Annotated in this window: 19 protein-coding genes, 9 tRNA genes and 1 pseudogene; 17 read left to right on the top strand and 12 right to left on the bottom strand. The window is 57.0% G+C overall.

Features of this window, described 5'->3' with window-relative positions; all coding sequences use genetic code 11:
- Nucleotides 1-77: 77 nt before the first annotated feature.
- On the bottom strand, nucleotides 78-2,195 hold the full coding sequence (nrdD, locus tag ACE1BR_RS17025) for an anaerobic ribonucleoside-triphosphate reductase (protein WP_374872342.1): 2,118 nt from the start codon (nucleotides 2,193-2,195) through the stop codon (nucleotides 78-80).
- Between the two features lie 445 nt (nucleotides 2,196-2,640).
- Between nrdD and ACE1BR_RS17030 the strand changes: the two genes are divergently transcribed.
- Nucleotides 2,641-3,615, top strand: coding sequence for an ABC transporter substrate-binding protein (locus tag ACE1BR_RS17030; protein ID WP_374872344.1), 975 nt, complete (start codon nucleotides 2,641-2,643; stop codon nucleotides 3,613-3,615).
- A 70-nt stretch (nucleotides 3,616-3,685) separates the two neighbouring features.
- Here the strand turns inward: ACE1BR_RS17030 and ACE1BR_RS17035 are convergent, their stop codons facing one another.
- From ACE1BR_RS17035 to ACE1BR_RS17045, 3 genes are all read right to left on the bottom strand, one after another.
- A complete protein-coding gene (locus ACE1BR_RS17035; RefSeq protein ID WP_374872346.1) occupies nucleotides 3,686-4,237 on the bottom strand; it encodes a hemerythrin domain-containing protein in 552 nt (183 codons plus the stop codon).
- A 72-nt stretch (nucleotides 4,238-4,309) separates the two neighbouring features.
- On the bottom strand, nucleotides 4,310-4,987 hold the full coding sequence (gene ung / locus ACE1BR_RS17040; protein ID WP_374872348.1) for a uracil-DNA glycosylase: 678 nt from the start codon (nucleotides 4,985-4,987) through the stop codon (nucleotides 4,310-4,312).
- A 69-nt stretch (nucleotides 4,988-5,056) separates the two neighbouring features.
- Nucleotides 5,057-5,797, bottom strand: coding sequence for a substrate-binding periplasmic protein (locus tag ACE1BR_RS17045; protein ID WP_374872350.1), 741 nt, complete (start codon nucleotides 5,795-5,797; stop codon nucleotides 5,057-5,059).
- A gap of 373 nt (nucleotides 5,798-6,170) precedes the next feature.
- On the opposite strand from ACE1BR_RS17045, the gene grcA reads away from it, so the two are divergent.
- Entirely contained in the window at nucleotides 6,171-6,551 is a 381-nt protein-coding gene (grcA, locus tag ACE1BR_RS17050; protein ID WP_322863622.1) for an autonomous glycyl radical cofactor GrcA, read from the top strand.
- A gap of 116 nt (nucleotides 6,552-6,667) precedes the next feature.
- Here the strand turns inward: grcA and ACE1BR_RS17055 are convergent, their stop codons facing one another.
- The 7 genes from ACE1BR_RS17055 to hemA all read right to left on the bottom strand — a co-directional run bounded on the left by ACE1BR_RS17055 (nucleotide 6,668) and on the right by hemA (nucleotide 13,775).
- On the bottom strand, nucleotides 6,668-7,948 hold the full coding sequence (locus tag ACE1BR_RS17055) for a dicarboxylate/amino acid:cation symporter (protein WP_374872352.1): 1,281 nt from the start codon (nucleotides 7,946-7,948) through the stop codon (nucleotides 6,668-6,670).
- Nucleotides 7,949-8,246: 298 nt separating this feature from the next.
- Nucleotides 8,247-9,101: a 3-deoxy-8-phosphooctulonate synthase gene (gene kdsA, locus ACE1BR_RS17060; RefSeq protein WP_374872354.1), complete on the bottom strand. Its 855-nt coding sequence runs from the start codon at nucleotides 9,099-9,101 to the stop codon at nucleotides 8,247-8,249.
- Between the two features lie 98 nt (nucleotides 9,102-9,199).
- The gene (locus ACE1BR_RS17065) at nucleotides 9,200-10,000 is read right to left on the bottom strand and encodes a SirB1 family protein (protein WP_374872356.1); all 801 of its coding nucleotides are present in this window, start codon (nucleotides 9,998-10,000) and stop codon (nucleotides 9,200-9,202) included.
- A gap of 12 nt (nucleotides 10,001-10,012) precedes the next feature.
- The gene (locus ACE1BR_RS17070; protein WP_374872358.1) at nucleotides 10,013-10,396 is read right to left on the bottom strand and encodes a SirB2 family protein; all 384 of its coding nucleotides are present in this window, start codon (nucleotides 10,394-10,396) and stop codon (nucleotides 10,013-10,015) included.
- A gap of 66 nt (nucleotides 10,397-10,462) precedes the next feature.
- Nucleotides 10,463-11,314, bottom strand: a complete 852-nt coding sequence (gene prmC, locus ACE1BR_RS17075; protein WP_374872360.1) for a peptide chain release factor N(5)-glutamine methyltransferase — start codon at nucleotides 11,312-11,314, stop codon at nucleotides 10,463-10,465.
- Between the two features lie 61 nt (nucleotides 11,315-11,375).
- Nucleotides 11,376-12,464, bottom strand: a complete 1,089-nt coding sequence (gene prfA, locus ACE1BR_RS17080; protein WP_374872362.1) for a peptide chain release factor 1 — start codon at nucleotides 12,462-12,464, stop codon at nucleotides 11,376-11,378.
- Between the two features lie 51 nt (nucleotides 12,465-12,515).
- Complete coding sequence (gene hemA / locus ACE1BR_RS17085) at nucleotides 12,516-13,775, bottom strand: glutamyl-tRNA reductase (RefSeq protein ID WP_374872364.1); 1,260 nt, start codon at nucleotides 13,773-13,775, stop codon at nucleotides 12,516-12,518.
- A 126-nt stretch (nucleotides 13,776-13,901) separates the two neighbouring features.
- On the opposite strand from hemA, the gene lolB reads away from it, so the two are divergent.
- The 15 genes and pseudogenes from lolB to ACE1BR_RS17160 all read left to right on the top strand — a co-directional run bounded on the left by lolB (nucleotide 13,902) and on the right by ACE1BR_RS17160 (nucleotide 21,799).
- On the top strand, nucleotides 13,902-14,480 hold the full coding sequence (gene lolB, locus ACE1BR_RS17090; protein WP_374872366.1) for a lipoprotein insertase outer membrane protein LolB: 579 nt from the start codon (nucleotides 13,902-13,904) through the stop codon (nucleotides 14,478-14,480).
- Nucleotides 14,480-15,350: pseudogene (ispE, locus tag ACE1BR_RS17095) on the top strand (4-(cytidine 5'-diphospho)-2-C-methyl-D-erythritol kinase). The gene lolB and the pseudogene ispE overlap by 1 nt, the downstream one beginning before the upstream one ends.
- Nucleotides 15,330-15,404: transfer RNA gene (locus ACE1BR_RS17100), tRNA-Gln, on the top strand. Before ispE ends, ACE1BR_RS17100 begins: the two are co-directional and overlap by 21 nt.
- Before the next feature lie 289 nt (nucleotides 15,405-15,693).
- Nucleotides 15,694-16,641: a ribose-phosphate pyrophosphokinase gene (locus tag ACE1BR_RS17105; protein ID WP_005330162.1), complete on the top strand. Its 948-nt coding sequence runs from the start codon at nucleotides 15,694-15,696 to the stop codon at nucleotides 16,639-16,641.
- 116 nt (nucleotides 16,642-16,757) lie between these two features.
- Nucleotides 16,758-18,743: a bifunctional metallophosphatase/5'-nucleotidase gene (locus ACE1BR_RS17110; protein ID WP_374872368.1), complete on the top strand. Its 1,986-nt coding sequence runs from the start codon at nucleotides 16,758-16,760 to the stop codon at nucleotides 18,741-18,743.
- 217 nt (nucleotides 18,744-18,960) lie between these two features.
- On the top strand, nucleotides 18,961-19,557 hold the full coding sequence (gene pth / locus ACE1BR_RS17115; RefSeq protein ID WP_042061295.1) for an aminoacyl-tRNA hydrolase: 597 nt from the start codon (nucleotides 18,961-18,963) through the stop codon (nucleotides 19,555-19,557).
- A gap of 116 nt (nucleotides 19,558-19,673) precedes the next feature.
- Entirely contained in the window at nucleotides 19,674-20,765 is a 1,092-nt protein-coding gene (gene ychF / locus ACE1BR_RS17120) for a redox-regulated ATPase YchF (RefSeq protein ID WP_374872370.1), read from the top strand.
- A gap of 234 nt (nucleotides 20,766-20,999) precedes the next feature.
- Nucleotides 21,000-21,076, top strand: a tRNA-Met gene (locus tag ACE1BR_RS17125).
- A gap of 8 nt (nucleotides 21,077-21,084) precedes the next feature.
- Nucleotides 21,085-21,159 (top strand) — tRNA-Gln (locus tag ACE1BR_RS17130).
- A 46-nt stretch (nucleotides 21,160-21,205) separates the two neighbouring features.
- Nucleotides 21,206-21,280: transfer RNA gene (locus tag ACE1BR_RS17135), tRNA-Gln, on the top strand.
- A 36-nt stretch (nucleotides 21,281-21,316) separates the two neighbouring features.
- Nucleotides 21,317-21,393, top strand: a tRNA-Met gene (locus ACE1BR_RS17140).
- 10 nt (nucleotides 21,394-21,403) lie between these two features.
- Nucleotides 21,404-21,478, top strand: a tRNA-Gln gene (locus ACE1BR_RS17145).
- A gap of 41 nt (nucleotides 21,479-21,519) precedes the next feature.
- Nucleotides 21,520-21,594, top strand: a tRNA-Gln gene (locus ACE1BR_RS17150).
- Between the two features lie 36 nt (nucleotides 21,595-21,630).
- A tRNA-Met gene (locus tag ACE1BR_RS17155) sits at nucleotides 21,631-21,707 on the top strand.
- Nucleotides 21,708-21,715: 8 nt separating this feature from the next.
- Nucleotides 21,716-21,799, top strand: a tRNA-Leu gene (locus tag ACE1BR_RS17160).
- 193 nt (nucleotides 21,800-21,992) lie between these two features.
- On the opposite strand, the gene ACE1BR_RS17165 is transcribed toward ACE1BR_RS17160, so the two are convergent.
- Nucleotides 21,993-23,201, bottom strand: a 1,209-nt coding sequence (locus ACE1BR_RS17165) for an SLC13 family permease (protein WP_374872372.1), incomplete at its 5' end; no start/stop codon positions are given.

Here is a 23,201-nt window from a genome sequence, read left to right on the forward strand (position 1 = left end):
GGGACAGCGGCGTGGCTGCCGCCCTCCAATGAAAATGGCCCCTTGAGTCAGGGGCCAGCTCTTCATCGCTTGTGCGCTCACATATGTTTGACGCGACGCTTCACCTCTTCCTGCTTGCCCGCATTGAAAGGGCGCGCATCTGGGCTGCCGAGGTAGCCACAAACCCGGCGGGTCACCGACACCTTGGCGGGATCATGATTACCGCAGCGGGGGCAGGTAAAGCCCTTGGAGGTGCACTCGAACTCGCCGGTGAAGCCACAGTCGTAGCACTCGTCGATAGGCGTGTTGGTACCGTAGTAGGGCACCTTGTCATAGCTGTAGTCCCAGACGTTCTCCAGCGCTTCCAGGTTGTGCTGAATGTTGGGGTACTCGCCATAGCAGATGAAGCCGCCGCTGGCGATAGGCGGATAGGGTGCCTCAAAGTCCAGCTTGTCGTACGGATTGACCTGCTTCTCCACGTCGAGGTGGAAGCTGTTGGTGTAGTACCCCTTGTCGGTCACACCAGATACCACGCCAAACTCCTTGGCATCGATACGGCAGAAACGGGTGCAGAGGTTCTCGCTCGGAGTGGAGTAGAGGCTAAAGCCATAGCCGGTCTCCTCTTTCCACTCATCGGTCGCAGCCTTGAGGCGCTCGATGATAGCGATCGCCTTTTGGCGCAGGATCTCGCTATCGAACAGATGGGTTTCACCACCAAACAGCGCATTGATGGTCTCGTGTACCCCGATGTAACCCAGCGAGATAGAGGCGCGGCCGTTCTTGAAGATTTCGCTGACGTTGTCATCGGCCTTCAGGCGAACACCACAAGCCCCTTCCATATAGAGGATCGGAGCAACCCGAGCCTTGACGCCGTCGAGGCGTTCAATGCGATACATCAGCGCCTTCTTGGCGACTCGCAGGGCGGCATCCAGACGATCCCAGAAGTCCGCCTCATCGCGAGACTTGAGCGCAATACGCGGCAGGTTGAGGCTCACCACACCAATGTTGTTACGGCCTTCGTGGATCAACTCACCATTCTCTTCGTAGGCACCGAGGAAAGAGCGGCAACCCATGGGGGTCTTGAAGGAGCTGGTCACTTTCACTACCTGGTCGTAGTTGAGGATGTCCGGATACATCCGCTTGGAGGCACACTCCAGCGCCAGTTGCTTGATGTCGTAATTGGGATCACCCTGCTTGTGGTTGAGGCCATCCTTGATGGCGAACACCAGTTTCGGGAACACGGCGGTCTTCTTGTTCTTGCCAAGGCCTGCAATGCGATTGCTGAGGATAGCGCGCTGGATCAGCCGCGACTCCCAGCTATCCCCCAGGCCAAAGCCAAAGGTGACGAACGGGGTCTGACCGTTGGCGGTGTGCAGGGTGTTGACTTCATATTCCAGCGACTGGAAGGCGTCGTAGCACTCTTTCTCGGTGCGAGCCATGGCATAGGCTTCCACATCGGCGATGCCCCACTCCTGGGCCACTTCGCGGTGCTTCTGCCAGCTGATAGTCACATAGGGGGCCAGCACTTCATCGATGCGATTGATGGTGGTGCCGCCATAGATGTGGCTTGCTACCTGGGCGATGATCTGGGCGGTGACGGCAGTGGCGGTGCTGATCGATTTCGGGGTATCGATCTCCGCATTGCCCATCTTGAAGCCGTGGGTCAGCATCCCCTTCAGATCGATCAACATGCAGTTGAACATCGGGAAGAACGGAGAGTAGTCGAGATCATGGAAGTGCAGATCACCGCTCTCGTGAGCCTGAACTACATCACGGGGCAGCATGTGACTGGTGGCATAGTGCTTGGCGACGATGCCGGCCAGCAGGTCGCGCTGGGTCGGAATGACCTTGGAATCTTTGTTGGCGTTCTCGTTAAGCAGAGCCGCATTGGTCTGCTCGACCAGCCCCCGGATCTCCTGCGCCAGGCGACCGCGCGCCTCACGGGCCTGATCGCGATCGTGGCGATATTCGATATAAGCACGGGCAATGGCCTTGTCGTCGGAAGCCATCAGATGGTTTTCAACCCGGTTCTGGATCTCGTGAATATCTACCTCACCACGACCTTCCAGCTCCTGACTGACCGCATTGGCAACGCGGGAAGCCAGATCAGAATTGGCCTGATTGACCGCTTCTGCAGCGCGACTGACAGCCTCTGCAATCAACTGGGCATTAAATGGTGCGCGACATCCGTCACGTTTGATCACAACCGGTTTCATCGATTTTCCCCGTTAAAAGGCCAGGCAATTGCCTCTGGCTCACCCTTGTTAGATCCCCTTCCCTGCATCTCGTCCTGGACGCAAACAAATTCAGCCGAGGCTTGAAAAGCCTGGGCTGAAGAGAGGAAGGGAACAGCTTATGCACAGCTTAATAACACTACATATAGGGATTAAAACTGAATGCACGCCTATATGTGGTGTCTATTAGGCACCAAAGTGTGGCTGTATTTCTTGATCCAGAACAGGGTTTTCGGCGAGCGGGACAGTTCCCGACCACCCATAAAAAGCCTCAAAAAAGAGCCACCTCAAGTGTGGTGCGGGCTAGCGTCCGATCCTGCAACCAGAAAAAAAGTGGCCGTCATTACTCCGATTTTTGGGATGACAGTTCCAGCCAAAACCGCACATACTGAGCAGGTGCACACTATTGAACGACATGGGACTCCTTATGATCAAATCCCTGCTGTTACTACTGCTCACCGTCATCCCCCTGCCACTGTTTGCCGCCCATATTCTGGTGATCAGCAGTTACCACCCCGAATACCTGTGGGACAAAAGCTACAACGAAGGTTTGGTCAATGGCTTGCAGGGCCAACACCAGATCTCTCACTTCTATATGGATACCAAACGCCATCCACGGGAAGAGTTTGACGATATCGCCCAGCAGGCGATTGCCTTCTATCTCAAGAGCAAACCGGATCTGGTGGTACTTGGCGATGACAACGCCATCAACTATCTGGCCAACGAAATAGCCTCACTCGGTACGCCGGTGGTCTTTCTCGGTATGAATGAAAACCCGCGCCTCAAAGGATTTGTCGGCCACCCCAAGATCACCGGGGTGCTGGAGCGTCCCCTGCTCAAACGCAACATCAGCGAGATAAGCCAGATGATGGGGGGGCTCGACAAAGCGCTGGTACTGTTTGATTCCAGCAATGTGGCACTCACCGCTCTCGAAGACGAATTCAAGACCCAGACTGAGCTGCGTATTGGCCAAACCAGGGTCAACAGCCAGCTGATAGGTGACTACGATCTCTGGCAAGAAGCGGTGCTGAACAGCAAAAAGAATGGCTATCAAGCCATCTTTCTCGGCCTCTACCACACGCTGGTTGACGATAATGGCAAGCATGTGAGCGAACAGACGGTACTAGAGTGGACCAGCGCCAACACGCCGGTGCCGCTCTTCTGTTTCTGGGAGTTTGCCGTCGGCAAGGGGATGGCCATCGGTGGCCTGGTGCTGGATGGCCACGATCAGGGACTGCAAGCGGCCTCTCTGATCAACTCGATACTGGAAGGGGTTTCCCCTAAAACCCTCTCTCCCCGTGCAGCCCTGCGCGGCGAATATGTCTTCAGCAAAAGCGAGCTGGACCGCTGGCAGCTCACGGTGCCCGACAAGTGGCGCCACAAGATCCTCTGGCGTGAGTAAAGAGAATGAACCCGGCTCATAGGCCGGGTTCAACTTGTATGGGTCATCCTGTTTGGCGGTTATTTGCGCCTTAGCTGGCCACCAGCGGCAGGGAGAGGCGCTTGGCCAGTGCCTGGAAGTGCTGGCTCACTTCCGCCCCGAACAGGGGGTCACCAATAGCGCGGTTTTGCCAGTTTTGCTCCAGATGACGCCAGTCATCCTCGGTCAGCGAGTCGCGCAGATGCGGGAAGATCACCCCTTCTTCGTAGTTCATGTGCGCTTCTTGCAGCTCAACAAAACGTTCCAGCTTGGCGGTGAACTGATCGAGCGGGATCACTGCATCCATCAGGATCATCTCCACCATCTCTTTGAGATCGGCCCCCGCCTCCAGCAGCTTGACGTGCTCCTCCTGCAGCCGGTTGGCCACCTCCCCCTCTACCACCCGATATTTCAGGTAGTAGTCATAGATGAGATCCTCTTTGGGGTGATGGTACTTGTCAGAGACCTCCCGCAGATAGTCGATAACATCGCGCACCAGAAAGTAGCTGATGGGTTCTTCGGCATGGATAGCCACCAGCTTGTGCTTGAGCAACTCCAGTAGCCGGGCGATGTTGAGATGATCCTTGTGCAGACTCGCTAACATGGGCACTCCTTTGCGCTGAAATAAGATGATATTTTCCTGAGTATACAATCATTTGCCGCCCAAACTTTGGGCTCAATCAAGTGGACTGCAGACAGATCTCCACTCTATCGGACTCTTGCCCTGTTGCTCCAGCAAGCGATTGGTCTCGCTAAAGTGGCCGCAGCCGATAAAACCGCGGTGGGCAGAGAGGGGGCTCGGATGTGGCGCAGTCAGCACATAGTGGCGCTGACGATCGATGAAACGACCCTTCTTCTGGGCGTGAGCGCCCCACAGCAGGAACACCACCCCCTGACAGCTGGCATTGATCTGCTCAATGACCCGATCGGTGAAGGTCTCCCAACCCAGATGAGCGTGAGAATGAGCCTGACCAGCCTGAACCGTCAACACAGTATTGAGCAGCAAGACCCCCTGTCTGGCCCAGGATTCGAGGAAACCGTGATTGGGAGTGACAAATCCTGGCAGGTCCCGTTGCATCTCTTTATAGATGTTGACCAACGAGGGCGGAGTACGGACCCCGGGCAAAACGGAGAAGCAGAGACCATGTGCCTGGTTGGGGCCATGGTAGGGATCCTGACCCAGGATCACTACCTTGATCTGATCCAGTTCGGTCAGCTTGAAGGCATTGAACACATCGGTAGCAGGCGGATAGATCACCTTGCCCGCTTCCCGTTCAGCTCTGACGGTCGCCAGCGTACTCTTGAAATAGTCCTGCTCTTTCTCAGAGCCAATTACATCACTCCAGGTCAGCACCCCGGCCTCCTCACTTGATACGGCGAAGGGCTCAGAATAGGGGGGCAGCCCGCAAGACGCAACCGTGACTCACACTTTCCAAAGCTTGGCGAGACGCCCTGAGCGTTCCAGCTTATGCAAACCGGCATTGAATAGCAGCATCAGACGCCGGGCATCGGGATCGGCCTTGCGCATCAACAGATAGCCGGGTTGAGACCAGATAGGATCAGGGGCTCCCATCAACTTCAGCGGTTGAGGGTGACGCAACATCATCTGCTGCAACAACGCCTGGGCCACCTGCTCATCCATCATCACATAGCGAATACGTCCGGAGATGAGCTTCTCCAGATTCTCTTCATCAGAATCTGACCACTCCAAAGCCAACTCGGATTGACGAGCGGCAAAACCATCTCCGTAAAAATAGCCACGGGTAACGCCTATCGGCTCTCGCGCCAGCTCTCCCAGATTGACCTGCGGAGAACCCGCCAAGGTAAAGAGGCGAGTAGTGAAATCGCCCAGTGAAGCGGAGAGATAGAAAGCCTGTTCACGCTCGCGGGAACGAAACCAGGGCATGGTGACAACATAGCGACCATCCAGTGTCCGCTTGTAAGCCTCAGCCCAGGAGTAGAAATGAAAACTGACATCAAGCCCTTCGGCGGCAAATGCTTCGCGCACCACTTGGCAGAGAAAGCCCTGCTGAGGCAAAGACTCACTGATATAGGGTGGCCACTCGCCCACCGCGATCCGCACCGTCTCGGCACGAGCCAACCCGAAAAAAGCCAAATATCCAATCAGAGCCAGATAACCCCATCTTTGCCACCTTGTTCTCACCCGTCACTCTCCTTGTCATTTTTTTCACCTGAGTGTAGCCAACTCCCTTACCGAAATCGGAAAAAAACCAATAAGGTGTAGTTAAATTACTAGATTACAAAGATAAAAGATGCATAATTTGTATATCTTACAAAAACAGAAAAATGACCTATTTTTGATTCAACTCAAGAATTTAATCCCATCCAAATGGGGATTTGTCGGATTTTGTTGATCTAGATCAATTTTGGTAATATTACCACCGTGGTATATATGACGCCATCAAAGTAAAGGTGTAAGGCAAGGGCCCTTTAAGTCATCGCCATCGACGGTAGCTTAAATACATCAGGGTAATTTCCTTACAGTTGGATTCGCGTTCCCATTGAGGAGTCATACCATGATCAAAGGCATTCAAATCACCCAAGCTGCCAACACCGCTCTGCTGAACTCTTTCTGGCTGCTGGACGAAGAGAAGCAACAAGCTCGCTGCATCTGCGCCAAAGGCGATGCTTTCGCTGCCGATCAAGAAGTACAGCTGGCTGACCTGGGTCAGTTCGAATACCGTGAACTGCCGGTTCAAGCCGAACCTGCCGTTGAAGGTGGCCAGCACCTGAACGTCAACGTGCTGCGTCGCGAAACTCTGGAAGATGCCATCGAGAACCCGGAGAAGTACCCGCAGCTGACCATCCGTGTATCTGGCTACGCAGTGCGTTTCAACGCCCTGACCCCGGAACAGCAGCGTGACGTGGTTACCCGTACTTTCACCCAGAGCCTGTAATCAGCGCCCTGCAGTGAATCGCTGATACTTGCCGTATCGGCACAAAAAACGGCCATCTGGCCGTTTTTTTATTGCTCCCGTATCAACCAAAGCGGTCATACGGGAGCACACAACGACTAACTCCTGCTGGCATCCAGTTGCCCGGCCTTACCACCGAGCACAGCATCCATCGTCTTCCCATCCAGCTGCTTGCAATATTTTGCCACCACCACCGTCGCTACTCCGTTGCCAATCAGGTTGGTCAGCGCCCGAGCTTCAGACATGAAGCGATCGATCCCCAAAATCAGCGCCAGCCCGGCCAATGGCAGATGCCCCACTGCCGAAATAGTCGCAGCCAACACGATAAAGCCACTCCCGGTTACCCCTGCCGCCCCTTTCGAGGAGATGAGCAGTACCACCAGCAGCGTGATCTGATGGAACAGATCGAGCGGAGTATTGGTGGCCTGGGCAATAAAGATGGCAGCCATGGTCAGATAGATGGAGGTGCCGTCCAGATTGAAGGAGTAGCCGGTCGGGATCACCAGACCCACTACCGACTTCTGACAACCCAGTTTCTCCATCTTGACCAGCATTCGCGGCAATACGGATTCCGAAGAGGAGGTACCCAGCACGATCAGCAACTCTTCACGGATATAGCCGATAAAACGGAAAATGCTGAACCCGGTGGCCCGCGCAATACTGCCCAGCACGATAAAAATGAAGAAGAGACAGGTCAGATAGAAGCAAGCTATTAACTGGCCCAGTTGCACCAGCGAACCTACCCCATATTTGCCGATGGTAAACGCCATGGCACCAAATGCCCCTATCGGGGCCAATCGCATAATCATATTGATGATGCCGAAAATGACTTGGGAAAAGCTGTCGATCACCCCGAAGATCAGTTTTCCCTTCTCGCCAATATGGTGCAAAGAAAAGCCGAACAGCACAGCAAACAACAGCACCTGCAAGATATTTCCGCTGGCGAATGCACCTATCACGCTACCCGGAATAATATCGAGCATAAAAGCGATCACCCCCTGCGACTTCGCCTGCTCGGCATAGGCAGAGATGGTGCTGGCATCCAGCGTGGTCGGGTCAACATTCATACCTACCCCTGGTTGCAGCAAGTTGACTACACACAATCCAATGATCAGAGCGATGGTGCTGACTACTTCGAAATAGAGCAGCGCAATGGCACCGGTCTTGCCAACTGCTTTCATACTCTCCATCCCGGCAATCCCGGTGACCACTGTGCAGAAAATAACAGGGGCAATGATCATTTTGATTAATTTAACGAAGCCATCCCCCAGCGGTTTCATATCAGCCCCAAGGTCAGGATATATATGCCCCAAAAATACCCCGAGGGTAATTGCGAGCAATACCTGAAAATAGAGGCTGCCAAATATTTTATTTCGCATTATTAACGTCCTGTTAATTTAATTACCCATGTAATGGCCGAAATAGAGATGCAGGGAGCCAGAACGAGATATCTATATATCTCGCCAGCACCATGCTACTCCTGCTACGTCAGCGACCACTCTACATGCAATAAAAAGCAATTCAGAGACATCAATCACACATCAAAATTAACAACATTAACACCACGGCAACCATAAATTGATTGCTCGCAGATTAATTTTTGACTTCAACAAAACGCAACCAATAAAAATGCCCCGCATTGCGGGGCATTGATTTTCAAGGCATTGAACGCCGGGATCAGGCGGACGTATCGAGGGGTTCAAAGCCCTTAATCAGGTCATCGATAGCCTTCATCTGCTTAAGGAAGCCTTCCAGCTTCTCCAGCGGCAGAGCGCTCGGGCCATCACAGCGGGCGATCTTCGGATCCGGGTGGGATTCGATAAAGAGACCGGCCAGACCGACCGCCATACCGGCACGAGCCAGCTCGGTCACCTGCTCGCGGCGACCACCGGAAGCGGCCCCCAGGGGGTCACGACACTGCAGGGAGTGGGTGACATCAAAGATAACCGGATAGCCGCCGGTGCTCTTCTTCATCACACCCAGACCCAGCATGTCCACCACCAGATTGTCGTAACCGAAGTTGGCACCGCGCTCGCACAGGATCAGGCGATCGTTACCGCACTCCTCGAACTTGTCGGTGATGTTCTTCATCTGGCTTGGGCTGAGGAACTGCGGCTTCTTGATGTTGATGACATTGCCGGTGCGGGCCATGGCCTCCACCAGATCGGTCTGGCGCGCCAGGAAGGCGGGCAGCTGGATGACATCGACCACTTCGGCTACCGGCTTGGCCTGATGAGGCTCGTGCAGATCGGAGATCACCGGCATACCGAAGGTCGCTTTCAGCTCCTGGAAAATCTTCATCCCCTCTTCCAGGCCCGGACCACGGTAGGAGTGGATGGAGGAGCGGTTGGCCTTGTCCCAGCTCGCCTTGAAGACAAATGGAATGCCCAGTTTGCTGGTCACTTCCACGTACTTCTCGCACACCGCCATCGCCATGTCGCGAGACTCCAGCACGTTCATACCACCGAACAGCACGAACGGTTTGTCGTTGGCTACGTCGATGTTATTGACCTTGATATTCTTCTGTTCCATCTAAGAGATCCTTAATGAAGGGGCTTGAAGCCAAGCTAACCCGTTGCACCATGGGCACAGCGGCCTTGATATTCTTCTGTTGCAGTTCCCAGCGCTCCTTAATGGAGCGGCTTGGGCCTAAGATCCAGCGCAGCCAGCTGCACTTTCAGCACATCGGCGACCGGATCATCCGGGCATTGTTCAATAAAATATTCAAAATCGTCGGCAGCCTGGCGGGGGCAATCGAGCTGCTCGTAGATAAAACCGCGATCTCGCGTCTCCAGCGGATCGCCCGGCTTCATCCGCAGCAACAGCTCACTGCAGCGCAGCGCCTCGGGCATGCGGTCTTCCCGCAGCAGGGCCCCCTTGCTGACGTTGAGCAGCCGCTCGATGATCTCCCACTGGCCAGAGGGTTGCAGGTAGTCGGGAGTCAGGGTCACCAGATCGCCGAGCGCACCGCGCAGCAGCAGCTCGATGCGAGCCAGACTCAGCTCGTCTCCGGTAAAGGGATCGACATAAACCTCCCCCTCACTACCGGCAAAACTCACCAGAAAGTGGCCGGGGAAGCAGATCCCCTCCACATCGAGTCCAATCTTGCGCCCCAGCTGAATGATGAGGATGCCAAGACTGACCGGGATCCCCTTGCGCTGCAGCAGCACCTGATTGAGATCGCAGTTATTGGCCGAGAAGTAGTCCTGCCAATCACCATGAAACCCGAGGCTGTGATAGAAACCGCGCAGCAGTTGCTGGCGTACCTCGTCGCAGGTGCCCTCTTCGATCTGCTCATCCAGCCACTCATCCAGCAGGGTCAGCTCACGGATCCCCTGCTCGGCCGAACCATAAATCTCATTGCTTATCGACAACGCCAGTTCGGTGATGTCGTGGGCTTCAAAATCGGTCCATTCGTCTATACGTAACATGTTCTTCATGCCTTAACCGAACAAACTCGCCTGTTTGAGCACTGCCAACTTGGCAATAAAGTAGAGCCACCCAAAGGCTCCCAAAAAAGAGCCCCAGCGCACCAGATTGCTCTTGGCCAGCCGCAGCGCCATCGCCACCAAAAACAACAGCGCCAGAATGGCCATCAACTTCTCGCTGAGCCAGGGCGTCGCATTATTGAACGGGTTGAGGTCCAGCGCCACGCAGAGCAGCACGCCGGAGAGCACCACCAGACCATTGAGCCAGCCGCTGACTTTCAACACCTGGCCACTGTAGGCGCGATCAGTACCAGTCTGCACCCAGTAGAAACGGAGCATAAACATCAGCACCGCCCCGGCAATCAGGGTGAAATGCAGCTGTTTGAGCACAAAATACATATTCAATCCTTGCTACGGCTGCCACAACGGCAACCCGGCGTGTCACGCCGATGGTAAATTGAAATATCAGAGAGCCGGGCACTGCCCCAGCGTCACCCTGTCGTTATCCCCATAATCACGCACCGTGGCTACCTCGCCATAGCCGCTATCACGCAGCAACTGACGCACAGCCGCCCCCTGACCCCAGCCATGCTCGAGCAGCAACCAGCCGCCTGGCAGCAGATAAGCGGGGGCATGAGCCACGATGTGGCGGATATCGGCCAGCCCTGCGTCATCGGCAACCAGCGCGGAGCGGGGTTCAAACCGCACATCGCCCTGCTCGAGATGGGGATCGGCGCCATCAATATAAGGGGGATTGGAGACAATCACCGCAAAACGTGGCGCCTTGACGAGATGCGGCTCGTCAAGGGGCTCAAACCAGCTGCCGTCCCGCACCTCGATAGGCAATCCCAGCGCTGCGCTGTTTTCGCGGGCCAATGCGGCGGCATCCGCCATCCGATCCACAGCCCATACATTGAGCTCGGGTCGCTCGGACTTGATGGCCAGCGCAATGGCGCCAGTACCGGTGCCGAGATCCAGCACCGCGCACGGCCCTTGCGGGATCTTCGCCAGCGCCTGCTCCACCAATACCTCGGTGTCAGGGCGCGGGATCAGGGTCGCCGGAGTGACCTTCAGCGGCAGCGACCAGAACTCCCGCTCGCCAACCAGATGAGCAATGGGTTCGCCATTGAGGCGGCGGGCCAGCCACTCCTGCAGGGTCGCCTGCTGGGCGGCATCAAGCTCGCGCTCGGGCCAGGTCATCAGATAGCTGCGACGACAGGCAAGCAGATGACAGAGCAGCACATCGGCATCGGCGCGAGGGGACTCCCCCCCGGCCAGCACGGTCATGATATGGGTACGGGCCTGCTGGATCTGCATCAGTGCCACTCCACTTTAAGGTCACGACACTTAATGCGAGCTTGCCGAATCGCCATTTGCATTAACTGTTCTCGGCCAGCGAGGCGAGCTGATCGGCCTGATACTCCTGCACCAGCGGCGTGATGATGCAATCCAGATCCCCTTCCAAAATTTCGGAGAGGCGGTACAGAGTCAGGTTAATGCGATGCTCGGAGAGACGGCCCTGCGGGTAGTTGTAGGTGCGAATGCGCTCGGAGCGATCACCGGAGCCCACCAGATTGCGGCGGGTGCTCTGTTCGGCGGCGCGGTGGCGTTCATCTTCAGCCGCTTGCAGGCGGGCAGAGAGTACCGACATCGCCTTGGCGCGGTTCTTGTGCTGGGAGCGCTCGTCCTGACACTCCACCACCAGACCGGTCGGCAGGTGGGTGATACGGATAGCCGAGTCGGTCTTGTTGACGTGCTGACCACCGGCACCGGAGGCGCGGAAAGTGTCGATCTTCAGATCAGAAGGGTTGATCTCGATCTGTTCGGCTTCCGGCACTTCCGGCAGCACCGCAACGGTACAGGCGGAGGTATGCACCCGGCCCTGGGATTCGGTCTCCGGCACCCGCTGCACCCGGTGACCACCGGATTCAAACTTGAGGCGACCATAGACACGCTCGCCATCGATCTTGGCGATCACCTCCTTGTAGCCACCATATTCACCGTCGTTGCAGCTGACGATGGAGACGCGCCAGCCCTGACGCTCGGCAAAGCGTGAATACATGCGGAACAGGTCACCGGCAAAGATGGCCGCTTCATCGCCACCGGCACCGGCGCGGATCTCCAGATAGCAGTTGTTGTCATCCTTGGGATCCTTGGGCAGCAACATCAGTTGCAGCTCCTGCTCCAGCGCCTCCAGATTGGCCTTGGCCAGCGGCAGCTCCTCCTGCGCCATCTCGCGCAGGTCGGCGTCATCATCGATCAGCATCATCTGGGTGGTCTCCAGATCATCCTGAGCCTGACGGTAACGCTGGAAAGCGTGAACGATATCTTCCAGCTGGGCATACTCACGAGTCAGGGCGCGGTAGCGCTCCTGATCCGAGACCACATCGGGCTCGCCGAGCATGGCCTGAACTTCTTCGTGGCGCTCGATGAGGCCTTCCAGCTTTCTGATCAGTGACGGGTTCATAACTCTTGCAATCTCAATGGAAGATCAGGCGACCGGCTGGTCGCCCGAAAACTATGACTCTTGTGACAATCCCAGTGCCTGCCGCAGACGGGACAGCGCACTCTCGTCGCCCTGGGAGGCCGCCTGGCGCAGAGCCTGGGTCGGCGCGTGGATCAACTTGTTGGTCAGACGATGGGCCATCGCCTTGAGCGCCTGTTCGGCACTCTCGCCCTGGGCCAGCGCCAGCAGGGCACGCTGCAACTCTTCGTCAGCCACCTGCTGGGACTGCTGGCGGTAGTCGCGAATGAGGTCGACCGAGCTCTGGCCGCGATACCAGCCCATGAACTCGTCGCGCTCTTCCTGCACGATCACTTCCGCCTGTGCAGCGGCCCGTTTACGAGTTTCGAGGTTCTGCTCGATGATCCCCTGCAGGTCATCCACCGTGTAGAGATAGGCGTCGGAGAGCTCATCGACTTCCGCCTCGATATCGCGTGGTACGGCGATATCCACCAGAAACATCGGCTTGGAGCGACGAGCCTTGAGGGCACGCTCCACCATCCCCTTGCCGATGATGGGCAGCGGGCTCGCGGTAGAGCTGATGACGATATCCGCCTCGTGCAGATAGTCGGGGATCTCTTCGAGCGTCATCACCTGGGCGCCAAATTCAGCTGCCAGCAGTTGAGCCCGTTGCAGGGTCCGGTTGGCCACCATCATCCGGGTGACGTTCTGCTCGCGCAGATGGCGGGCCACCAGTTCGATGGTTTCACCGGCACCGACCAGCAGCACCTTGGTCTGGGAAAGGTCGGCAAAGATGCGGCGGCCAAGGCTGACGGCAGCAAAAGCCACCGACACGGCGCTGGCGCCAATCTCGGTATCGGTACGTACCCGTTTGGCAACCGAGAAGGATTTCTGGAACAGCCGCTCCAGCGCCCCCTTCACCGACTCCGCCTGCTGGGCATGGGCATAGGATTGTTTGATCTGGCCGAGGATCTGCGGCTCTCCCAACACCAGCGAGTCAAGCCCGCACGCTACCCGCATCAGGTGGCGCACCGCCTCTTCGTCGTGGTGCTGGTAGATGGCACTGACCAGCTCGGCCGCATCCAGCCCGTGGAACTGCTGCAGCCAGCGCAGCACCTCACCCTGCTGTTCAGCAGCCAGATTGCAGTAAAGCTCGGTCCGGTTGCAGGTGGAGACGATCACCGCCTCGTTGATGCCGGGTTGGTTCACCAGCTCACGCAAGGCGCGATCGATGCAGTCCGGGCCAAACGCGACCCGCTCCCGCAAGGCGACACTGGCGGTGTTGTGGTTAATTCCGAGGGCAAGCAAACTCATGAGTGGGCGACGATCATTTCATACGCTGGGTGCAAAGGCTGCCAATTGTACGAGAAAGGGTAAGGCTTTAAAAGCAATACGGCCGCCCCGTATACTGTGGCAAATTCCTCTCTCTGGAGCCTTGCCTTGCTGTTGCGTATTTTTACCCTCACTTGCCTGTTGTTACTGGCCGGTTGTGCCACCATCCAGCCCCAGCGTGACCAGGTGAACTGGAGTCAGGAGCGAGCCCGTCTCGAGCAACTGACCCACTGGCAGATGTCGGGCAAAATGGCCATCATCACCCCCCAGCAAAAGGGCAGTGCCCGCCTCAACTGGCAGCAGGATGGTGAGGATTACCGCCTCAACCTCACCAGCCTGATCGGTACCAGCATTCTCGAGCTCTCCCGCAGCAAGGGCGAGATCACCCTGCTCGACAGCGATGGCAATCGCCACCAGAGCCAGGATGCCGAAGCGCTCATCTATCAGCTCACCGGCTGGAATATTCCGGTTGCCGGACTGCCGGAGTGGATCAAGGGGCTGCCGGGACAGGCCGAGTTCGAGCTCAACCCTGACAGCAGTCTGGCCAGCGTACGGGATGGCCAGTGGCAGATCGTCTATGGCGATTACCGGGATCAGGATGGCTACCGCCTGCCGCACCAGCTGACCATGACCGGCCAAAACAGCCGCCTTAAGCTTCAGATCAACCAATGGACACTCGCACGCTAATGGCTTCCACACGCTGGCCTGCACCGGCCAAACTGAATCTCTTTTTGCACGTCAATGGCCGTCGTCCCGATGGCTATCACGAGCTGCAGACCCTGTTTATCTTCCTCAACCACTGCGACTGGCTCGAGTTTGAGGTGATTCCTGATAGCGACACACTCACCCTGAGCCCGGCCATTCCCGGCGTGCCGGATGAGCAAAACCTCATCATCCGCGCAGCCCGCCTGCTGCAGGCAAAGCTGCCAAGCCCGCAGGGAGCCCATATCCGGCTGGAGAAGGTGCTGCCCATGGGGGGCGGCATTGGCGGCGGCTCATCCGATGCAGCTACGACCCTAGTCGCCCTCAATCATCTCTGGCAAGCGGGTTTAAGCGAAGATGAACTGGCGGAGCTGGGCGTCCAGCTGGGGGCCGATGTGCCGGTGTTTGTCCGCGGCAAAGCGGCCTTTGCCGAAGGGGTCGGCGAGCGGCTGCAACCGGTCGAACTGCCTGATGCCTGGTATCTGGTGCTCAAACCCGATTGCCATGTCGCAACCGCCGCGGTGTTTCAAGATCCGGACCTACCCAGAGCCACTCCGAAGATGGCCTTGCACAATCTGCTGGACGGTGAGTGGAAAAACGATTGCGAATCACTGGTGAAAAAGCGCCACCCCGAGGTTGCCAATGCGCTCGGCTGGTTGCTAGAATACGCGCCGTCAAGAATGACGGGCACAGGAGCCTGCGTCTTTGCTCAATTTAAAGACGAAGTGGCTGCTCGGGAAGTGTTGGCTTGTGTGCCGAAGGGGCTGGATGGGTTTGTCGCCAAGGGCGAGAACATATCACCTCTCTTCTCCACATTGCAACAGTTCAAATGATTGGGGTATCGCCAAGCGGTAAGGCAGCGGGTTTTGATCTCGCCATTCCTAGGTTCGAATCCTAGTACCCCAGCCAATTTTCGAGCATCGGCAATTAGCTGTGATAAACGGTGACAGATCTTTGATTTGATCATCGCGCCCAGATTAAACCCCTGGGACGCCAGCCAATTCAGTCCAGTCAAAAGCTTGTGATGATATTCGTGGCCGGTTTTGCACTGGGCCACGGTTCAGGGTTACCGGTATCATCACAATTATTGGGCAGCGGGCGCCTTGTACGTTATCTTGATAAATCGTTTGCCCCAAAACGATAGGGTCTGATTTCAGACTCCCCCCACATACTGGATGCAACCCCGAGGTTTCAAACCGTGCCTGACATGAAGCTGTTTGCTGGTAACGCAACGCCGGAACTAGCCCAGAAGATCGCAGATCGCCTGTTTATCAAACTCGGCAATGCTGCCGTAGGTCGCTTTAGCGACGGCGAGATCAGCGTACAGATCAACGAGAATGTACGTGGTGGCGATATCTTCATCATTCAATCCACCTGTGCCCCGACCAACGACAATTTGATGGAATTGATCGTCATGGTGGATGCACTGCGTCGTGCTTCAGCTGGCCGTATCACTGCCGTAATCCCCTATTTTGGTTATGCCCGTCAGGACCGTCGCGTCCGTTCCGCCCGTGTGCCCATCACCGCCAAGGTTGTCGCAGACTTCCTCTCCAGCGTGGGTGTGGATCGCGTGCTGACTGTTGACCTGCATGCCGAGCAAATTCAAGGTTTCTTCGACGTTCCGGTCGACAACGTCTTCGGTAGCCCGGTGCTGCTGGAAGATATGAAAGCCAAGAACCTCGAGTCTCCTGTCGTCGTCTCTCCGGACATCGGCGGCGTAGTGCGTGCCCGTGCTATCGCCAAGCTGCTGGATGACACCGACATCGCCATCATCGACAAGCGCCGTCCCCGCCCGAACGTCTCCCAGGTCATGCACCTGATCGGTGACGTTGCTGGCCGCGACTGCGTCATCGTTGATGACATGATCGACACCGGCGGCACCCTGTGCAAAGCTGCAGAAGCCCTGAAAGAGCGCGGCGCCAAGCGAGTATTCGCTTATGCCACTCACCCGGTCTTCTCCGGTACTGCCGTCGAGAACATCAAAAACTCGGTGATCGACGAACTGATCATCACCGACTCCATCCCGCTCACCGCGGAGATGAAAGCGATTGGCAAAGTCAAACAGCTGACCCTGTCAACTGTACTGGCCGAAGCCATTCGTCGCATCAGCAACGAAGAGTCCATCTCTGCCATGTTTGAGCATTGATAGATTCAGCAATAACGAAAACCGCCATCAGGCGGTTTTCGTCTTTCTGGACCATCTCTTTCCAACTTTCTGCTATCTGGTACGACCCTGCCCCCGGCAGGCTTAAGGATTTACCCATGAATTTGCGTCCCCTCCTGCTCGCGACCCTGACTTTTGCCCTGTTCGCCTGTCAGCCAGTCAAAGAGAACCAGCCCTTCGTGCTGACCCTGGCTCACATGAACGATACCCACTCCCAGTTTGATCCGGTCAATGCCGACATCAAGGGCCATATCTTTGCCTCGCAGGGGGAGACGGACACCCTTTACACCCGTTTTGGCGGCTACCCGCGCCTGCTTACCATGGCCAAGGCCTATCAGGCCGATGCGCTGGCCAAGAACCAACCCATGTTGCTGCTGCACGGCGGCGACGCCTGGCAAGGGAGCGGCTACTTCAAACTTAACGAGGGGATGGCCAATGCCGAGCTGCTGAGCCAGTTCGGCCTCGATGCCATGGCCCTTGGCAACCACGAGTTCGATCTGGATAACCAGAAGCTGGCCCGCTTCATTGAAGGGGTCAACTTCCCGGTGCTGGCCGCCAACCTCGACACCAAGGCCGATCCGGCGCTCAGCAAGGCCACCAACCTCAAGCCCTTCGTGATCTATGCCTTCGACGGCAACCAGAAGAGCCCGGTCACCGATTTCAACAATCTGCCGCAAGGCAAACAGCTGGTCGCTGTCATCGGTCTGGTGCTGGAGGACATGGGGAATATCGCTCCTAACGTCGGCAAGCTGCGCTTTGGCAAGGAGGTCGAATCGGCCCAGGCCACGGTCGACATGCTGCAAGCCAAAGGGATCCACCAGATCGTCGCGCTGACCCATATCGGTAACGAGCGGGATCTGGAGCTGGCGGCCAAGGTAAATGGCATCGATGCCATCGTCGGTGGCCACTCCCACAGCCTGCTCGGCGATTTTCGCAATATCGGCTGGGGCAAGACCGGCGACTACGCCAAGCTGGTGACCAATCCGGATGGCATCGGCAAGACCTGCGTGGTGCAGGCGGGCTCCTATGCCCAGGCCATCGGTCTGGCGCAGGTGACCTTTGACAGCCACGGTCAGGTGACCGACTGCCAGGGCCACAACAGCCTGCTGGCCAGCCGCGACTTCTTCGCCGATGCGACGCGCAAGCAGCCCCTCGACGATAATCGCAGCAAAGAGGCAAGTCAGTTTGTCGACAATCAGCCCAATCTGGTGACTGTGGATGAAGATCCTCGCCTGCGCGGTATCATCGACAGCCACTACAAACCGGCGCTGGAGAAAGCCTACGGCCCGGTGATCGGCACCATCCCCACCCAGCTGCAAAATGCCCGTCGTCCCGGTGACAACGGCAGCGACAACCACGGCTCCGATGTAGCGCCGCTGGTTGCCGAAGGGGAGTTCTACTGGGCCAATACCCCGGAAGTACAAGCCCTGACTGGCGGACCGGTCGACTTCGCCCTTCTGGCGGTGGGTGGCGTGCGCGCCGAACTGCCCGCAGGCGAGTGGCGCGAGGGGGATAGTGCCCTCACCCTGCTGCCGTTCAAGAACCAGCTCTCGGTGCTGACCCTGACCGGTGCCGAGGTACGAGCCCTCTTGACCGAGACCATCACCGCCACCCTGCCCGCCAGCGCCCATGCCGGCAAGTTCCCCTACGGTGGCAACCTGCGTTACACCTTCCAGGAGACCGACGCTGGCAAAGCGGGCACCCTGACCCAGTTGCAGCGCAAGACCGCAAGCGGCGAGTGGCAGGATCTGGTGGATAGCCAGCGCTATCGGGTAGTGATGAATGCCTACAGTGCCAACGGCAACGATGGCTGGCAGGCACTGGCCAACGCTCAGCGCCACCAGAGCGAACGGGTCGATATCGCCAACGTCAATGGCAAGCTGACCGCTTTCCCTGTACTGAAAGTGGAGCAAAGCGGCGAGCTGCTCAAGGCCGTCTATGCCCCGGGCAAGCTCCTCGACTGCAAGGCTACCGGCGTGGATTGCGGTACCGACGCAGACTCTTTTATGGTCTACGTACGCGATGCCCGCCCCAACCTGACCGCACTGGATGAAGAGACCGTCACCTTGCTGCGCGCCAAATAACGGCAGTGGTCAACTAAACATCGCCAATTGATGAGCTGAAACGGGCCTCTTGCAAGAGGTCCGTTTGCCACTGTTAGCCACCCATTAGCCGCAATAGTGGTGCAAATCCCGCCATAACATGCGCATTGGTTGAGTGATCGCCACTCGGCGGCTAGAATATTGCGTCCTATTGCCCTGGGTAGTGTGCCCACGGCAGCTGCGAGTGAAGACATCAAGCGTGACAAGCGAAATCAAACTGATCGTCGGACTGGGCAACCCCGGCCCGGAATATGCCAAGACCCGCCACAACGCGGGCGCCTGGTATGTGGAGCAACTGGCCCGCTGGCACAATGTCAGCCTGCGTGAAGAACCCAAATTCTTCGGCCATACTGCCCGCATTCTGGTCGAGGGACAGGATGTGCGGCTGCTCATCCCGAACACCTATATGAACCTCTCTGGCAAGGCGGTGGCCGCACTGGCGCGTTTTTATCAGATTGAGCCGGAAGCGATGCTGGTCGCCCATGACGAACTTGACCTGCCGCCGGGCATCGCCAAGTTCAAGCAGGGTGGGGGTCATGGCGGCCATAACGGCCTCAAGGACATCATCGCCAAGATGGGCAACAACAATAACTTCTTCCGGCTGCGACTCGGGATCGGCCATCCCGGCAGCAAAGAGCAGGTGGCAGGCTTCGTCCTGACCAAGGCCCCCAGCAGTGAACAGAGCCTGATCGACGCCGCACTGGATGAATCCCTGCGCGCCACCGATATCCTGTTCAAACAAGATATGACCAAGGCCATGAATCGGCTGCACAGCTTCAAGGCTGAAAAGGTATAGGTCGGTTTGACCCTGTACGGGCATTGTGCCGGTGCATGAACAACGACCAGAACAAGTATGACATGGGCCGCCTGCGGGCGACCCTCAACAGCATCCATCAAGTAAGGTAACAATCCATGGGTTTTAAATGCGGTATCGTGGGCCTGCCCAATGTAGGCAAATCCACCCTGTTCAACGCGCTGACCAAGGCCGGTATCGAAGCCGCCAACTTCCCGTTCTGCACCATCGAGCCGAACACCGGTGTGGTCCCGATGCCGGATCCCCGCCTCGATCAGCTGGCTGCCATCATCAATCCGCAGCGCGTTGTGCCGACCACCATGGAATTTGTCGACATCGCAGGCCTGGTTGCCGGCGCCTCCAAGGGTGAAGGTCTGGGCAACCAGTTCCTGGCCAACATCCGTGAAACCGAAGCGATCGGCCACGTGGTGCGCTGCTTCGATGACGAGAACATCATTCACGTTGCTGGCAAGGTCTCCCCTGCTGACGATATCGAAGTGATCAACACCGAGCTGGCCCTGTCGGATCTGGACGCCTGCGAGCGCGCCATTCACCGCCAGTCCAAGCGCGCCAAAGGCGGCGACAAGGATGCCAAGCTGGAAGTGGAAGTGCTGGAGAAGATCCGCGTCGCGCTGGAAAACGGTCAGATGATCCGTGGTCTGAAGCTGGACAAGGAAGAGCTGGCCGCCGTGAGCCACCTCAACTTCCTGACCCTGAAACCCACCATGTATATCGCCAACGTGGCGGAAGACGGTTTCGAGAACAACCCCTACCTCGACAAGGTGCGTGAAATCGCCGCTGCCGAAAATGCCGTCGTGGTCGTGGTCTGCTGCGCCATCGAAGCGGACATCGCCGAGCTGGACGACGAAGATCGTGCCGAATTCATGGCTGACCTTGGCATCGAAGAGCCGGGTCTGAACCGCGTTATCCGCTCCGGCTACCAGCTGCTCAACCTGCAGACCTACTTCACCGCCGGTGTGAAAGAGGTTCGCGCCTGGACTATCCCGGTCGGAGCCACTGCCCCGCAAGCGGCGGGCAAGATCCACACCGACTTTGAAAAAGGCTTTATTCGCGCCCAAACCATCGCCTTTGAAGACTTTATCAACTACAAGGGTGAACAAGGCGCCAAGGAAGCAGGCAAGATGCGCGCCGAAGGAAAAGACTACATCGTCAAAGATGGCGATATCATGAACTTCCTGTTCAACGTCTAATCCCATGACAGGCCAGCATTTGCTGGCCTGTTTTTTATCTGTCTTGGCCCGGACAATAATGGCCATGTCTTAAAAAAAACCAGATTGTTGGGCTTTTGCGCAATAGAGGCCAATAACTGGTCAAACGCACTCAAATTGCGTTTTTCTGGCAAAAAAAGGGTTGACGCCCCAGAGCCAGATACGCATAATTCGGCCCGCACGGTGACGAGGCAACGACTCATCGGAAGCAAGGTTGGCTATGTAGCTCAGTTGGTTAGAGCATCGCACTCATAATGCGGGGGTCACAGGTTCGAATCCCGTCATAGCCACCATCTCTAGTTGGGGTATCGCCAAGCGGTAAGGCAGCGGGTTTTGATCTCGCCATCCCTAGGTTCGAATCCTAGTACCCCAGCCATTTTTAAAAGTTCTTTGCCAGTCTAATGACTGTTGAGGAGCGCTGTTGGGGTATCGCCAAGCGGTAAGGCAGCGGGTTTTGATCTCGCCATCCCTAGGTTCGAATCCTAGTACCCCAGCCATTTTTACTTGTATTTGACTCACGTTGAACACAAGACGGCTATGTAGCTCAGTTGGTTAGAGCATCGCACTCATAATGCGGGGGTCACAGGTTCGAATCCCGTCATAGCCACCATTATTTCTGTTGGGGTATCGCCAAGCGGTAAGGCAGCGGGTTTTGATCTCGCCATCCCTAGGTTCGAATCCTAGTACCCCAGCCATTTTTGAAAGGTGTTTGATAGTTTCTGTCAGGCATCACTGTTGGGGTATCGCCAAGCGGTAAGGCAGCGGGTTTTGATCTCGCCATCCCTAGGTTCGAATCCTAGTACCCCAGCCATTTTTACTTGTATTTGACTCACGTTAAACACAAGACGGCTATGTAGCTCAGTTGGTTAGAGCATCGCACTCATAATGCGGGGGTCACAGGTTCGAATCCCGTCATAGCCACCATTAATATTGCGGAAGTGGCGAAATTGGTAGACGCACCAGATTTAGGTTCTGGCGCCCTAGGCGTGAGAGTTCGAGTCTCTCCTTCCGCACCATTAATAGCAGTAACAAACAGACCAGCTCAGGCTGGTTTTTTTGTATCTGCGATTTGTGTCTCTCCGGTTTTTCTTTCGCACTTGTCTCACCATGCCTCCGCTTTAACCTCCCTTTTCACTGCTCCCACGCTCGTCTCGCGACCACTTAAAAGCGACCCGCAGGCCGCTTGAATAAACAAACGTAACCGCTCAATCAGAACGGGAAGAACCAGGGAATGGCCACCACGCTTACCACCATCACCAACAGGGTGAACGGCACACCGATGCGGATAAAATCGGCAAACTTGTAGTTGCCCGGCCCCAGTACCAGCGTATTCACCGGTGACGAGACTGGCGTCATAAAGGCAGCCGAGGCAGCGATGGCGATGGTCATGGCAAATGGATAGGGCGAGACCCCCATCTGCTGCGCCGTGCCCAAGGCAATCGGCGCCATCAATACCGCCGTTGCCGTGTTGGAGATAAAGAGCCCGATCACGGCGCAAAGGGCAAACAGGCTGGCCAGCATCACTCGCGGCCCCATCTCCCCCACTGCACTCATCAACCCGCCCACGATGAGATCCACCCCGCCGGTTTTTTGCAGCGCCAGTGCGAAGGGGAGCATGCCGACAATCAGGATCAGGGTCGGCCAGTGGATCGACTTGTAGGCGCTCTCCATGTCGATACAGCGAAACTTGCCCATCAGCAGACAGGCGATCAGCGCGGCAATGACGTTGGGCACCGGGTCGGTCACCATCAGCAGGATCATCACCCCGAGACAAATGAGCGCGTGAATGGCCTGGCTGCGGGCTGGTGCCATCTCGTCTACCTCGGCCGGTAGCCCCATCAACAGGAAATCGCGGCTGTGGGTTTGCAGCAAGCGGATATGGCTCCAGTTGCCCACTACCAGCAGGGTATCCCCCATCTGCAGCGGCTCATCCACCAGCTTGCCACCCATCGTCTCGCCATCGCGGCGCAGCCCCACCACGCTCAAACCATAGCTGGAGCGAAAGGTCACCTCGCGCACGGTTTTGCCAAGCAGGCTCGACTCAGGGATGAGCGACACCTCGGCCATCCCAACCTCCCGCGCCTGATCGGAGAAATACTCGCCGCGCAGGATCATCGGCTCAAGGCGCGCCTCGCTGCAAAACTCGCGAATGTCGATCTCGGGATCGGACATATCGATAAGCAGCACATCCCTGGCCTGAAATTCACTGATCCCCGAGACCGGCACCATCACCCGGCGAAACTTGCGCCAGCGCTCCACCCCGATGACGTGAGCACCATAACGGGCGCGCAGTTGCAGCTCATCCAGGGTATGGCCAATCAGCGGCGAATCGGGGCGCAGCGCCAGACGTCGAGCCCGGCCGGTGAGACGATAATCGCGGATAAGGTCGCGAAAAGTACGCCGCCCCGCCCCCTTGCT

This window comes from Aeromonas sp. MdU4 (genome assembly GCF_041929505.1).
In the GTDB taxonomy this organism is placed as follows: Bacteria; Pseudomonadota; Gammaproteobacteria; order Enterobacterales; family Aeromonadaceae; genus Aeromonas.

What these genes read in the sequence shown, in the direction of transcription:
- ACE1BR_RS17070 (WP_374872358.1), bottom strand. Translation starts at nt 10,396, where the DNA reads ATGTATTTTGTGCTCAAACAGCTGCATTTCACCCTGATTGCCGGGGCG.
- grcA (WP_322863622.1), top strand. Translation starts at nt 6,171, where the DNA reads ATGATCAAAGGCATTCAAATCACCCAAGCTGCCAACACCGCTCTGCTG.
- ACE1BR_RS17055 (WP_374872352.1), bottom strand. Translation starts at nt 7,948, where the DNA reads ATGCGAAATAAAATATTTGGCAGCCTCTATTTTCAGGTATTGCTCGCA.
- ACE1BR_RS17110 (WP_374872368.1), top strand. Translation starts at nt 16,758, where the DNA reads ATGAATTTGCGTCCCCTCCTGCTCGCGACCCTGACTTTTGCCCTGTTC.
- ACE1BR_RS17065 (WP_374872356.1), bottom strand. Translation starts at nt 10,000, where the DNA reads ATGTTACGTATAGACGAATGGACCGATTTTGAAGCCCACGACATCACC.
- ACE1BR_RS17030 (WP_374872344.1), top strand. Translation starts at nt 2,641, where the DNA reads ATGATCAAATCCCTGCTGTTACTACTGCTCACCGTCATCCCCCTGCCA.
- prfA (WP_374872362.1), bottom strand. Translation starts at nt 12,464, where the DNA reads ATGAACCCGTCACTGATCAGAAAGCTGGAAGGCCTCATCGAGCGCCAC.
- ychF (WP_374872370.1), top strand. Translation starts at nt 19,674, where the DNA reads ATGGGTTTTAAATGCGGTATCGTGGGCCTGCCCAATGTAGGCAAATCC.
- nrdD (WP_374872342.1), bottom strand. Translation starts at nt 2,195, where the DNA reads ATGAAACCGGTTGTGATCAAACGTGACGGATGTCGCGCACCATTTAAT.
- kdsA (WP_374872354.1), bottom strand. Translation starts at nt 9,101, where the DNA reads ATGGAACAGAAGAATATCAAGGTCAATAACATCGACGTAGCCAACGAC.
- hemA (WP_374872364.1), bottom strand. Translation starts at nt 13,775, where the DNA reads ATGAGTTTGCTTGCCCTCGGAATTAACCACAACACCGCCAGTGTCGCC.
- prmC (WP_374872360.1), bottom strand. Translation starts at nt 11,314, where the DNA reads ATGCAGATCCAGCAGGCCCGTACCCATATCATGACCGTGCTGGCCGGG.
- ACE1BR_RS17035 (WP_374872346.1), bottom strand. Translation starts at nt 4,237, where the DNA reads ATGTTAGCGAGTCTGCACAAGGATCATCTCAACATCGCCCGGCTACTG.